The following is a 13,473-nucleotide window of genomic DNA, read 5'->3' as shown; positions in this document are numbered from 1 at the left end:
GACGTGCGAGGTTGAGCGAAATAGGGATGCGGCACATTCTTAATTGGCTGGAGAGGTGTGATCTTGAGACAATAGCGATGTGGCGCATTGTTATTCGGCGAGGCGTGCGAGATCGAGCGCCACTAAGGATGCGGCACATTGTTGATTGGCTGGAGAGGTGTGGAAGTGCCGCTTGAATCGTGCAGAAACATACAAAAGAAAACCGCCCCCCTCAGTCAACGGCCGCTTGTCGCAGCCGCGTCGCAGAGGAGCGGTTTCTTTTTAAATCATTACTTCGTCACCTGCACGACCAGCGTCTCGCTCGACGTCGCTCCGGCCGCATTGGCGAGCTCCGCGCGGTATTCGTAGCTGCCCGGCGCCCGGCCGGAGACCGCAGTCTTCGCGGATTGCGCGGCCGGCGTGCCGGCGGCGAGCTGCTGCGTATCGATCAGCTCGCCGTTCTCGTACAGCCGGTACGTCCCGCCGTTCGTGCCCCACCACATGTTCATCGACACGTCGTAGCTGCCGTCGCCGTCCCAGTTGTTCGCGGACAGCACCGGCTTGCCCGGCTTCGCGTCCTTGACGGTGACGGTCAGCGTATCGCTGGTTGTCTTGCCATTCGCATTGATGAGTTCGGCCCGATAGCGGTAAGTGCCGTCGGTTCGTCCCGAGATCGCCGTGACCGCCGATTGCGCGGCCGGCGATGCGCTGGCGAGCGACTGCGTATCGATGAGCACGTCGTTCTCGTACAGCTTGTAGACGGTGCCGTTCTCTCCGTACCAGAGGTTCATCGCGATCTTGTAGTCGCCGTCGAGCAAGCCCGTGTCGTACCCGTTGTCGCTCGAAAGCACCGGTTTGCCGGGCAGCCCAGGCCCCTCGGTCGCCTCTTCGCCCTTGATCTGCTCCGCGGTCAGCGTCACCGTGCCGTACGCCGCGATCTTGCCTGCGGCGTCCAGCTCGTACACCGCGACCGCGTTGCCCTCGGCGGCGGCGAGATCGCTGCCCCCCCGTGTAGTCGGCCGCGCCGGCCGGAGCCGTGCCGCCCAGATCCGGCGCCGCCGGCAGCTCGGCTGCCGCCTGATACACGGCCGCCTTCAGCGCATGGCCCGCCGGCACATCGCCCACGGCCAGCCGCGTCGTGCCCGCGGCCGTTCCCGGCGCCGCCGTCACGCTGAGCGCGGCCGCCGGATACGGCGCGATGTCGGCGGCGGCGAGCTGCCGCGCGCCGAATCGCGCGATCTTGCCCGTCGCCGTCGCCGTCTCGTAGACGCCGACGTAAGCGCCCGCCGCTGCCGCGGGCAGCTCCAGCGCGGTCCCGCTCGCAAGCGGAACCGCCCCGCCCGGCAGCGTCGCGCTGCCCAGCTTCGGCGTCGCGAGCGGCGCCGCCGAGACGACCAAGTGCAGGCTGTTCGCCGCATCCGAAGCTACGGCGGTCACCTTGGTCGAGCCCGGCGCGCTGCCGGGCGCGACCGCGAGCGGCGTCGACAATGCCGGCGCCGGCTCCTGCGGCACGACCGAGAAGCGGACGTCGTCGAACAGCAGGTAGCCGAACCCGCTGGCGTAGAATCCGACCTTGCCCGACGGACGATAGCCCGGGTCGGTGGCGTCCAGACGCAGCGCCCCGTTTACGTACACCTTGAGATGTCCGCCCTCGGCAATGACTTTTACGTCGTACGTCGTATCGGCCGCGAGATCCCAGCCGGTTTGAGGCGCCGTTTTCAACACGGCCCAGCTGCCGTTGTACAGCACCCAATCCGACGTGCCGTCCGTCTTCATCTTGTAGCCGATGCGGGTCGATGCGGTCGCGTCCTGTCGGTCGAAAATGTACAGGGTGCCTCCGCCTGTCGGCAGCGTCGGCGGCGTCCGGAGCTTGAACTCGAGCATGTAATCCAAGAACGTCTTATCCAATATCCCTGTCGCGCCGTTTAAAATCTTATACCAGCGGTTCCCGCTCGCGTCCAGATAGATGCTGCGGTTCGGGTCGACGGGCCAGCCGTTGCCGCCCGACTCGAAGTTCGTGAAGTGCATGACGTTCGAGACGATGACCTGAACGGCCGCCTTCGCATTCGCGTTTTCGACCGAGGTGGCCGTGATCGTCGCTTCGCCCTCGCTCACGGCGGTAACGACGCCGCTGGCGTCTACGGCCGCGACCGACGGATCGCCCGACGTCCAGGTCAAGCCCTTATTCGCCGCATCGACCGGATCGAAGGATACGGCGAGCTGCTTCGTCTCTCCGGCGGTGATGCGCACCGGATTTTCCGTCGGGATCACGCCGGACACGTCGGTCGTCGACGCCTTGAACTGGATGTCGTCGAACATCATGTTCGTCACGTTGTTGACGTAGAAGCCGACCTTGCCGGTCGCGTTGTGCCCCGGATCCGAGCCCTTCATCCGGAAAGCGCCGTTCACGTAGACGCTGTAGTCCGAACCCTTGACGAGCGCCTTGATGTCGTACGTCGTATTCGGCAGCAGATCCTGGCCGGGCATTTTCACTTCCTTCAGCACCGCCCAGGCCGAGTTGTACAGGAGCCAGGACGACGTCCCGTCATCCCGCACCTTGTAGCCGATCCGCGTCGAGCCGCTGCCCGCCTGCTTGTCGAAGATGTACAGCGTCGCGTAGGCCGGCATGACCTCGGGCGTCTTGAGCTTAAAGGTCAACTCGTAGTCGGTAAAATCCTTGTTGATGAGCGTCGACGCGTTGTTCAGCAGCTTATACCACCGGTTGTCGTCGACCTTCACGATCGAACGGTTCGCGTCCTGCGGCCACAGGCCCGAGCCGTTCTCGAAGTCCGTTCGGTCCATGACGCCGTCGCCGGCCTCGACGTGCACCGCTGCGACGGTCGTGAGCGACGGATTAGCGGCCGAAGCGATCGTAATCGTCGTATCGCCGACCGACTGCCCGGTGACGCTGCCCGCCGCGTCAACCGTGGCGATCGACGGATCGGCGGACGCGAACGTAAGCGCCGGATTGCTGGCATTCCATGGCAGGACCGCTGTCTGCAGCTTCACCGATTTAAAGCGGTCGACCATGACGTCGTCGTTGTACACCGCGACGCCGGTCACCGGGAACGCGTGCGGTCCCGCGGTCGTTCCTGGCGTTCCTGACGTGCCGATGTCGCCGAACGGAATCTGCGGGAAGCCCGGAATCTGCGTGTAGGCCGGGGCGTTGGCCGCAAGCGTCAGGTCCCCGCCCGCCAGGTTGACGAAGCCGGGATCGGTCGTCGTCACCCAGTTGTTCGCGTACTGGACCAGGTTGAACTTGTCGTAAGCCCCGTACACGTTGGTCGTCACGCTCCGGGTTACCGTCGGATTGTAGACGATATTGCCCTGGAACGTATTGGAATCCGGGTAGTAGCGGTTCTCGTCGAAGAAGGTCGCGAGCTCCGGATACTTGGTCAGGTACGGCGTGCCGACGAAGTCGTTGTTCGCTTCGAACAGCGCCTGCCACTTCGGCATGTAGTTCTTCGGGATCTGGTCGTCCGGCTCGTCGCCGAGGAACAGGTCCGCGTAGTCGTACGGCACCTTCGCGTCGACGAAGATGTTGTTGCGCGATAAAATGTACGAACCTCCGTTGTTCTTGATGGCGGAGTTGCCCATTTTATAGAAGATATTCTCCTCGATCTTGAGCCCCATCGTGAAGTTGTCGGGGTAGATGCCCTCCACGCCGGCCTTGCTCATCCCGATGTCGTGGAAGTAGTTGCGCCGGATGACGGTGCCCCGCTGCTGCGGCGTCTCGCCCGCGTTCATGTAGATCGCGCCGAGATCCGAGAAGCTTTTGCAAACGTCGTAGATGTCGTTGTACTCGATCAGATGGTCGTTGCCGAAGACGAGCACGCCCGGATGGGGCGCGTCGTGCAGCTCGTTGTGCGACATCCGGTTGCCGACGCCCGACAGGATCACCCCGGGATTGTACGCCTTGTGATAGTAGGCGAAGTCGTGGATATGCGAGTTCTCGACGTAATTGTTGCCCGGCGCGAGCGTCGTCTTGTTGCCGCCGCTGAGCGTGACCGCGGTGCCGCCGATATGGTGGATATGCGAGCCTACCACGCCGAGGTCGGTGCCCGGCGCGCCGTCGAAGATATTGTAGAAAAACCGGCTCTGCGTATTGATCAGCACGCCGCTGTTCGTGAAGTTGCGGATCTCGCTGTTCACGATGCGCACGTGGCTGCCGCCGACGATGACGGCCGCCGAATCGCGCCCGTTTTCGAGGATGAGCTCCTTGAAATCGATGTACGAGGCGTCGATCGAATTGATCATCGGCGTCTTCAGCATCGTCACCGTGATCTCGGGATTCGCGGTCTTGAACTCGGCGTTCGGCAAATAGTAAAGCTTGCCGGCGCCCCTGTCGATGTAGTACTCGCCCGGCATATCGATCTCCTCGAGCAGGTTTTGCGCGAAGTGGAAGTCCGGGTACCAGTTCTTGAACAGGCCGCTCATCTCGCCGTAGCGCAGGGTGATCGTCTTGTTCGCGGTGTCGATCGCGGCGATCTTGTTGTACGACCATTCCCAGCTATAGCCGAAAATGCCGTCCAGCCAAATATCGTCGGCCTGCGTCCAATATTGCGGCCGGTCGTACGTATACGTGAACGTGCCGCCGCGCGTCTGCAGATCCGCGTCCTTGCGCGTCGGGCCCGGGTCGAGGATGTCGCCCATCTGGACCGTGCCCTCGTTCGGCCAGCGGGCGAGCGTCATGCCCTGGCCGTTCACGTACAGCTCCATCGGCGGCACCTGGCTCAGGTCGTTGGCCAGATAGTAGCCGTGACGGCTCATCGCGCCGTAGTCGGTGATGCCGAGCGCGGCGAGATCGATCTGCAGCACCTTCGATCTCGCATCCTGGCTGATGATCCGGCTCAGCACGGCGTTGTCGGTCACCGGCGCGAATCCGCTCTTCGGGATATCTCGGCCGCCGGAGAGACGGACCGTCTCTCCGGGATACGCCATGTACGTGATCGTCTTGCCGGCTTCGCCCGAGTCGTCCGCGCCGAGCTCGAAGCTCGACGTCCGCTCGTACAGCCCTTCTCTCAAATAAACGGTGACGCCGCCGTCCGGCAGGCCGCCATTCTCCTTCATGCCGCGGATGGCGTCGCGCGCCTTCTCCAGCGTCTTGAAGGGCGCGGCGATCGTGCCGGCGTTGGCGTCGCTGCCGTTCGTCGCGACGTACAGAACGGCACCGGCTTCGGGCGCCTCGTCGGTCGCAGCGGATACTTGCATCATCGGAAAAGCGCAGAACAATACCATCAAGCCTGCGAGCCAAGCCGTCATCCGTCTTTTCATGTGCATGCGTTTCCATCTCTCCTCAGCGTATGAGTCTGGAACACCGCGCCCGACTTCGGCGCCTTTCTGGTTGCCGCGGACCGCTTAAGCGATTATTTTTTTGAGACCCGATGTCTTCAGGTATTCCTCGAATTGCTTGGTTACCTCTGCGACGTACTTTTCCTCGCCGGCTTCCTTCAGCTTCTCGTACAGGCCCGGCCACGTCTTGTCGAAGTCGAGCGTGCCGGTCTGGATGCCTTTCTTGTACTCGCCCCATACCGCGTTCAGGTTGGCGATCTCGGTGACGACGGGCTCGGAGTTGAACTTGAAGCCGCCGACGGGGTTCAGCTCGGCCGTTTCGTTGATCTTCTTCGTTTGCTCCCATACGTCCTTCGGCTGGCCTTCCTTCAGGTAGCTGTTGAACACGTTGCCGAAAATGAAGTCCATGTTCGGACGGTACTTGGAATCCGCCGTCGGCGTGATGAAGCCCTCGGCGCTCTTCGTATAGTGCTCGCCCTCGATGCCGTTGCTGATCAGGTTGTAGAGCTCGGCGTCGCTGTTCATCAGGTTGATGAGCATCATCGCGCGCTCCGGATTTTTGGACGTGCGGCTGATCGACAGGTTCGTCGTCGCGGAGTAGCCGTTCGTGAACCAGTCGCTGATCGGCACGATGACGACGTCGTTGCCGCCGTTGCGTCCTTTGACTTCGGCTTCGACGCCCGGCTTCAGAACGTTCTGGAAGTCGACCGCGATCTGGCCTTTCGCCCCGTAGTCGGTCATCTTGGCGGTCGCCGCGTCTTTGTAAATGTAGCCGGCTTTGTACCACTTGCTCGCCAGCCTGAACGTATTCAGCTCTTCCTCCGGATAGCGGTACAGCTTGTAGGTCGGGTCGCCCGACTTGATGAAGAAGTGATCGTCGAGCCCCGGCACGCCCCAGTACGTCGCGTCGTGCAGCACGGTGTTGTAGTAGCCGTTAAACGGAATGATGTCCGGCTCGCCTTGCTTGATTTTCTCGAGGAACGGCTCGATGTCTTCCATTTTCTTGATGGAGGCGGTGTCGAGCTGGTATTTGTCCGCGAAGCGCTTTTGAATGATGAAACCGTATCGCGAGCCGTTGATTTGCTGGTTGGCGACGCCGTAGATCTTGCCGTCGACCGTGAGGCCGTCCCACATGTACTGCGGCATGTCGGCCTTCAGCGCAGGCGCGTATTGCTCGATGAGATCGTCGAGCGGCTGCAGCGCGCCCTTGCGAACGAGCTCCTCCGGCTTGATCAGGTAGCCGGTCCACATGATGTCGAACGTCTCGCTGGCGGCCAGCACGGTGTTCATCTTTTGCACGTAGTCGCCCAATGCAACCGGTTTCAGTTTGACGGTCGCGTTAATCTTCTCTTTGACGATCTTGTTGACCGCGTCTTCGACCTTCTGCTGGTCCGGCTGCATCTGGTTCAGCGGATAGTACCACGTCAACTCGACCGGCTTGAGCTCGGAACCGCTCGATGCCGTCGCCGACGCGCTGGACGCCGCCGGGGACGAACCGCTCGCGCTAGGCGAAGCGGCGTTATTGCCCCCGTTATTGTTGTTGCCGCAAGCCGCCAGCGCGGTTGCGGTCAGCAGCGCGATCGCCGCCGTGGAGCCGATTTTTCTTTTCAGCATTCCTGTGACCTCCTAGTGTTTTGCTCTGATTCGAATATGTTAACCCTTGAGGGAGCCAACCGTAAGTCCTTTGACGAAAAAACGCTGGAAAAACGGGAACACGATGAGCATCGGCCCGCCCGCCAGAACGGCGATCGCCATCCGCGCGGAATTGTTCGGGAAGTGCGACAGATCGATGCCCAGCTGCTGGGCGAAGTCCGAGTTGGCCGTAATGAATTCGATGCTGTTCAGCGTCCGCACCAGCAAGAGCTGCAGCGGCACCTTGTTCGGATCGTCGATGTACAGCATGGCGTTGAACCATTCGTTCCAGTAGGCGAATGCGATCAAGAGGCCCATCGTCGCCAGGGCCGGCGTCGACAGCGGCAGGATGATGCGGAAGAAAATCTTGAACTCCCGCGCCCCGTCGATCTTGGCCGACTCGATCACCTCGAACGGCAGCTTCGACAGGAATCCTTTCATCACCATGATGTTGAACGGCGACAGCAGAACGGGCAGGATGAGCGCCAGCAGACTGTCCTTCAGGTGCAAATACTGCGTAACCAAAATGTAAGAAGGAACGAGTCCTCCGCTGAACAGCATCGTGAAAAAAACGTAGAACGTGGTCATTCGGTTGTACCTGTAGTCCGGACGGGAGACGACGTAGGCGGTCATCGCGGTAATGAGCAGGCTGACGATGGTGCCGACGACCGTCACGATCAGCGTCACCTCGTAAGCCCGGAACAGAATGACCGGGGAGTCTAGCATGTAGCGGTAGGCGTTCAAGCTGAAGTCGCTCGGCCAAAATTGGTAGCCGTGCTGCGTCAGCGCCTGTTCGTCCGTTAGTGAAACGGCGACGACGAGCAGGAACGGCAGGATCATCAGGATGGAGAGGACGACGAAAAACAGGTGGATCAACGTGCGCGGGATCGGTCTTGCTTGCTGCATCTGCGATTCCTCCTTACCACATCGAGTGATCCGGGTTGATTTTGCGTACGATGCCGTTCGCGACGAGCACCAGGATGAAGCCGACGACCGATTGATAGAAGCCTACCGCGGCGGACATGCTCACGTTCCCGACCTCGCGAAGCGCCCGGTATACGTAGGTGTCGATGACGTCCGTGGAGGAGAACAGGAAACCCGAGTTGTTCGGAATGAAGTAGTGAAGGCCGAAGTCGCCGCGGAACATGCCGCCGATCGAGAGAATGAGCATGATGATGATGAGCGGCGTCAGCAGCGGTACGGTAATTTTCAGCGCCATCTGCGCCTTGGTCGCGCCGTCGATCCGGGCGGCCTCGTAATAATCCCCGCTGATGCCCATGATGCCCGCGAAGTAGATGAGCGTCGTGAAGCCGATCGCCTTCCACAGATGTACGACGATGAGGATGACAGGCCAAGGGCCTGAATCCTGATACCAGCTGACCGGCTCCATGCCCAGCGATATCAGCAAGCGGTTGATGAAGCCGTCCGAATGATTCAGGAACGCGTAGGCGATGTAGCCCACGAGCACCCAGGACAAGAAGTGGGGCAGGAACAGCGCCGTCTGGTAAAATTTCGTATACTTCGCCTTCAGCTCGTTCATCAGCACCGCCAGGAACAAAGCGCCGAGCGTCGTGATCAACATGTAGCCGGCGTTGTACAGCACGGTGTTGCGCGTGATTCGCCAGGCGGTGTCCGTCGTGAACAGGAATCGGAAGTTGTCCAGGCCGACCCATTTGCTCCCGAACATCCCGAGATCGTAACGATAATTTTTGAAGGCGATGATGAGTCCGATCATCGGCAGGTACGCGAAGATCAATTTGTACAGAAGCCCGGGCAGCGACAGCAGGAACAGCTCCCGGTTGTTTTTGAAGTGCTTGAGCTCTCTTCGCATAAACGATTGGCGCTTCGGCTTGTTGGCGGTGCCGGCCGGCGGCGACGATTGCGCTTCGGCTAATGCGCTTGTGCGGCTCTGGTCGCTCAAGGCGACCGATGCTTTGTTCGGCATGACGAATGCTCCTTCCCTTGCTTCCCCTTGCTGCCATGTTGCTCCGGCTTGCAGGTCTAACGATAGCGCAGGGAGCTTCGGAGACGGTACTGTACATATGCAGGATTCCTGTAAACGCCGGCTGTACGTATGCCAGAATGCTGTAACGGCGCGGCTTGCGGGCTGTACAGGCGCTGTACAGTGAAGTGCAGGTGCAGTGCAGGTGCAGTGAAGTGCAGGTGTAGTGCAGGTCCGGAGTTGCGGCCGGGTTCACGACAAACAAGCCAGTCGGATGTTAAGGCCGACCGGCGCGTCAAAAGAAGTCTCCATCGGCACCTCTTCGCACAGATGACCACCCCGCGCGTCGCAGTAACGTCCGTAAACGCTACTTGCTCTCTAACCCGCTGTTCTCACGGAAGTAACGTCCGTGAACGTCACTTCGATCCGCCAATCTTCTGTTGTCCCGGAAGTAACGCCAGTGAACGTCACTTCAAGTCGCCAACCGTCCGTTGTCCCGGAAGTAACGTCCGTGAGCGCTACATCGACCCGCCACCCCGCCACCCTGGCAAGCTTGACTCAGTAGATTTGCGCAGCAAAAAGCCCGTACCGGGTTACCGGACGGGCATGCTCACGAAGGCTTACGTATTGCGTTCGATGGCGGACTTGAGCCTGTATTCTTTGGGCGTGACGCTGTACCTGCGCTTGAACAAGCGGTAAAAGTAACTCTCGTTGCCGAACCCGACCCGCTCCATGATCTCCGATACCGTCAGGTCCTGCTGCTCGAGCAGCATTCTCGCCTGCGCGAGCCGCGCGCTGTTGATCCGGTCGACGACCGTCTCCCCCGCCTGCGCCTTGTACACCTGGCCAAGATAAACCGGGTTCATCTTGAGCATGTCGGCGATCTTCTGGACGTTCAGGTCCGGGTCGGCGAAGTGCTTGTCGACGATCTCCGCGATCGTGTCGGCGAGCAGCCGGCTCTTGTCCTCCTTGCCGCTCTGCCGCTGCTCGAACATCTCCCGCGCCGCGGCGAGCAACACTTCTCTCGCTTCGTCCAGCGTCTCGGTGCCGACCAGGCGCCGGTTGACCGCGTGAAGGTCGACGGATACCGGATTCAGGTTGAATTGGTTCATCTCGCCGAGCGTGTTGCTGATCGTCATCCCCATCTGCAGGAGCGCCGAAAACATATTTTCGAAGCTGAACGCGCCGATCGCCCGCTGCCAGCTCTCGATCGCTTCGGTCGTCTGCGCCAGGTTCCCGCTCTTGAGCCCCTCGATCAGCTGCTTGTCCAGCTCGCCGGGAATCCGGAACTGCTCGTTGCGCTCGTTGGCTTCGATATCCTCCGGCTCGATGACCGCGCCGTGTCCACGGCTCATCCGGTAATCGGACTGGCGCAGCGTCAAGGCATAGTGTCGCGAGATGTCCCGATAATGATCGAAGGTTCGGCTCAAAGCGACGGTGAACGAAACGCGGTAGTACGACAGGATCGTCCCTTGCAGCTCGCGGAACCGCTCGCCCAGCGCCTCCAGGCCTCCTTCGCCTTTGCCGCTGACGATAAATACGAGATGGCCGTCCTTGATATCCGCGTATTCGCACCCGTAGTCGAGGCGAAGCAGCTCTTCGCCGATATTCGCGATGGCAAAGGTAAAGAGAGATTCGGAGCCTTCGCCCGATGCCGCGACGAGCGTCTCCCGCCTGTCGAGGCGGACGACCGCGAGCCTAAGCGCGCCGGACGCCGCGACGTCGATGCCGTATTGCTCCCGGTTCTGCCTGAACTCGGCTTCGGATACGGCATCGCTTCCGCCGAGCAAGCTTCGCAGATGGTACACCTTCGCGATGTTGCGTTTGGACGCCTCGTCCCGTTCCAACCCCTTCAGCTTGTCGACCATGCCCATGTAGTTGGCGGCGATCAGCGTCAGCTCGTCCTCGGCCTGCGGATGTCCGCGCGGGTCTTCGGGTATAAGGCTGAGCAGGCGTCCGACCGGACGATACAGCCGCAGGGAGAAGAACACCGACAGCAGCACGGCGAACAGGACGACCGACAGCATGACCCCGATCTCCGTCCACTTCATCCGGTTCACGTTCCCCAGTACCGAATCGTAGTCGCGCAGGCTCAGGATGCGCCAGTTGTTCATCCCTTTTCCGAGATAGGCGACCTTGTACTTCTTCCCTGCATGCCGGTAGACGAAGTCTTCGAGCGTGCTGGACGACGCCGCGATCCGCGGCATCACCTTGTCCTTGAGCGCCAGCTGGGCCGCGGACAGCGGCTCGCTCGACATGAGGACATTGCCGTCCCCGTCGGTCACGAGGAGCAGATCCTTCTCCCGGTCCGCCAGCTTGTTCAGCGCCTTCACGTTGTCCAGCAGCCAGTCGGGCTTCACGGTCAGGATCAGCACGCTGCCGTTGACCGAGCCGAGCGAGGGACCGTCGTACAAAAAGCACGCGAAAACGTCGATCCCGCTGCCGCCGCCGTCCAGATCGAGCGGCATCAGCTGCAGCTTCGGAACGTCCGGATGCTGCTGCAGGTAGCCGCCCAAAACCTCGTACAGCCGGCTGTTGTCCATCCCGTGATTAAGCGAAGAGAAAAAGCGCTTCTGGCTCGGGTTGTAAAACGCCACGGCATGCAAATAGGGCGACTCGGCGACCGTGCGGTCGAGCCGGTCGATCTTCAGGATGCTCTGCCGGTAATCGGCCCCCCGCCTTCAGCGCGATCAGCTCGTCGTCGTTGAACAGGGAGACGGCCATGTCCTTGACGATGCCGTTCATGTTCTCGATATTGTAGTTGATCTGCGTGAGCAGCTTGCGGTCGGCGTCGTTCTGCAGGCTGAGCACCTTGCCGCGGGCGTTGACGTTGAGCAAATAGGCGGTCACCGCGAGGGTGACGACGACGAGCATGAAGCTGAGGAGAATTCGCTGCAGGAACTTGCGGGTGCGGAGCGTTCGGAACACGTTCATAAGACTTCTCTCCCGAGTTGCATTCGTGCACTAACTATAATCGCTCTTTCTTTTTGTTGTCAACGGATGGCAAAAAAGAGAGCGTACGGACGCTGCAAGCGCCCGCCGCTCCCGTTCACCTCTGTTCAATTGCGTCCGTAGTACAGCTTAAGGTTGGCGATATCGACCAGATACAGGATATCTACGCCGTTCGCGTTCCGCTCGACTGCCAGGCGCTGGATCGGAATTCCCGGAGCAAGCGACGCCTGGCTCCAGCCCGTGCCCGATTCAGCGGCCATGAAGGCGCGATCCGTCCCTGCGGCCGTTGCGTAGTAGACGCGCGATTGCGCGCCCGTCCAGGTGACGTCGATGGCGGCCGTCGTTTCGGAAGCGTCGTAGACGGTCTGCAGATTCCAGCCCGTCGCGCCGCGGGTCGCCTGTTTGACCGAGAACGTCGTGCTTCCCTCTTCGCGGTAACGATAAGCGATGACCGGCTTGTTCGCCGAATCCACGGTCAGCTTGGCGCTCTGCACGCCGGGGCCGCCCGGATCGCTGCCGCTCTGCACGTAAGCCTCGGTCGGCGCCATCGGCTGCACGATGTCGGCTGTCGTCAGCGATACGGGTACCGATACGGGCGTGCCGTCCGCTTTGGAGAACGCGTTCGTGGACGGACTGTATTTAAGGTACGACAGCTGATGGCGCAGCGGGCTGGCCGCGAAGTACGCCCATTCGAACAAAATATGCAGGTCGCCGTTCGCGTCAAACGCCAGGTCGTCCGGGTACACCGAGCGATTAAGCGTTGAGGCGATAACCGCGATCTGACTCCACGTCGAAGCCGCGTTGTCCCAGCGCAGCAGCACGCCGTTGCGCTTGCCGGCTGCGTCCTGGCTGGACCGGACGAGCAAGTACAGGTCGCCGTTCGGCGCCGTCGTCACTACCGGGTATGTGACCTTCATCGTCTGGTCCGGCATGTCGGCCGCGTGGTTTTGCGGCGCGCCGCCGACCGTATCCGACCGGAAGTAATGCCAGGCCGAGTCGTGCATGGAGGCGAACACGTGGAAGCGACCGCTGCCGTCCCGCGCGATCGACGGCTGGTTGTGGCCGTTGTCGTCCACGTACTCGGCCACCTTGGCGCCGTCCATGACGGGGATGTTCGACCAGGCTCCCGCACCGTCGCGCCTGGCGATGTATACTTTGTGCGTGCCCGCGGTGCTGCCCGGCGCGTTGTAAGCCATGTAGGCATACTCCAGTCCGGTGCCGTAAGTCTCCAGCGGACTCCACCAGCCCGCCTGATTGCTCGAATCCATCGCGTACGGCACCTGTGTCAGCGTCGCAGCCGCGCTCCCCGTCCCCCGCGGGCAGCAGCGAGACCAGCGCAAGCCCCGCGATCCACGTTTTGAGCTGCTTTTTCCAATTCATCATTCACCTTCTCCTCTCTATCGCTTGGAATGAACCGCATCTTGCGGAGCGGCCGCTTCGGCAGCGGACGCCGGTGAAGCGTTTGCATGAACGGCCGCCGGAGTCCGGCGACAGGTTTATCGTATCATGCGGACCGCAGCGCGCGTCAGCAACAAAATGATGCAAGCGATAGAACAAATTGAGGAGATTCGAGGGCGAATAGAACAAAATTTTGAAGGAAGCAGGCAGTAGGGGCGAGCGCCGGGAGCCATGAGGATCGGAAGCGTGCACGCAGATCGATAGTCGGCACTTGCAGC

At 61.2% G+C, this 13,473-nt stretch carries 6 protein-coding genes and 2 pseudogenes; all 8 read right to left on the bottom strand.

Features of this window, described 5'->3' with window-relative positions; genetic code table 11:
• Nucleotides 1-269: 269 nt before the first annotated feature.
• A pseudogene (locus OMP40_RS16375) lies at nt 270-845 on the bottom strand (chitinase N-terminal domain-containing protein); the annotation flags it as partial.
• Nucleotides 846-1,197: 352 nt separating this feature from the next.
• Nucleotides 1,198-4,236: pseudogene (locus tag OMP40_RS16370) on the bottom strand (Ig-like domain-containing protein); the annotation flags it as partial.
• 1,101 nt (nt 4,237-5,337) lie between these two features.
• Nucleotides 5,338-6,885 carry an ABC transporter substrate-binding protein gene (locus tag OMP40_RS16365; RefSeq protein WP_277532790.1) on the bottom strand — a complete coding sequence of 516 codons (1,548 nt, stop codon included), beginning with the start codon at nt 6,883-6,885 and terminating at the stop codon, nt 5,338-5,340.
• Nucleotides 6,886-6,924: 39 nt separating this feature from the next.
• Nucleotides 6,925-7,809 carry a carbohydrate ABC transporter permease gene (locus OMP40_RS16360; protein ID WP_277532788.1) on the bottom strand — a complete coding sequence of 295 codons (885 nt, stop codon included), beginning with the start codon at nt 7,807-7,809 and terminating at the stop codon, nt 6,925-6,927.
• 13 nt (nt 7,810-7,822) lie between these two features.
• The gene (locus OMP40_RS16355) at nt 7,823-8,848 is read right to left on the bottom strand and encodes an ABC transporter permease (protein ID WP_338131135.1); all 1,026 of its coding nucleotides are present in this window, start codon (nt 8,846-8,848) and stop codon (nt 7,823-7,825) included.
• Between the two features lie 617 nt (nt 8,849-9,465).
• Nucleotides 9,466-11,442, bottom strand: a complete 1,977-nt coding sequence (locus OMP40_RS16350) for an AraC family transcriptional regulator (RefSeq protein WP_277533234.1) — start codon at nt 11,440-11,442, stop codon at nt 9,466-9,468.
• Nucleotides 11,396-11,779 (bottom strand): hypothetical protein, encoded by a 384-nt coding sequence (locus OMP40_RS16345; RefSeq protein WP_277532786.1) that lies wholly within the window; start codon nt 11,777-11,779, stop codon nt 11,396-11,398. The genes OMP40_RS16350 and OMP40_RS16345 overlap by 47 nt, the downstream gene beginning before the upstream one ends.
• A gap of 125 nt (nt 11,780-11,904) precedes the next feature.
• On the bottom strand, nt 11,905-13,065 hold the full coding sequence (locus OMP40_RS16340; RefSeq protein ID WP_277532784.1) for a BNR-4 repeat-containing protein: 1,161 nt from the start codon (nt 13,063-13,065) through the stop codon (nt 11,905-11,907).
• Nucleotides 13,066-13,473 lie beyond the last annotated feature (408 nt).

It is taken from the genome of Cohnella rhizosphaerae, from assembly GCF_029525575.1.
GTDB lineage: Bacteria > Bacillota > Bacilli > Paenibacillales > Paenibacillaceae > Cohnella > Cohnella rhizosphaerae.
Note: the sequence above shows the minus strand (reverse complement) of the source record. Positions and strands in the feature narration are given on the sequence as shown.

Excerpts from the sequence above, each read along its gene's own strand:
- OMP40_RS16365 (WP_277532790.1), bottom strand. The coding sequence starts at position 6,885 with ATGCTGAAAAGAAAAATCGGCTCCACGGCGGCGATCGCGCTGCTGACC.
- OMP40_RS16360 (WP_277532788.1), bottom strand. The coding sequence starts at position 7,809 with ATGCAGCAAGCAAGACCGATCCCGCGCACGTTGATCCACCTGTTTTTC.
- OMP40_RS16355 (WP_338131135.1), bottom strand. The coding sequence starts at position 8,848 with ATGCCGAACAAAGCATCGGTCGCCTTGAGCGACCAGAGCCGCACAAGC.
- OMP40_RS16345 (WP_277532786.1), bottom strand. The coding sequence starts at position 11,779 with ATGAACGTGTTCCGAACGCTCCGCACCCGCAAGTTCCTGCAGCGAATT.
- OMP40_RS16340 (WP_277532784.1), bottom strand. The coding sequence starts at position 13,065 with ATGGATTCGAGCAATCAGGCGGGCTGGTGGAGTCCGCTGGAGACTTAC.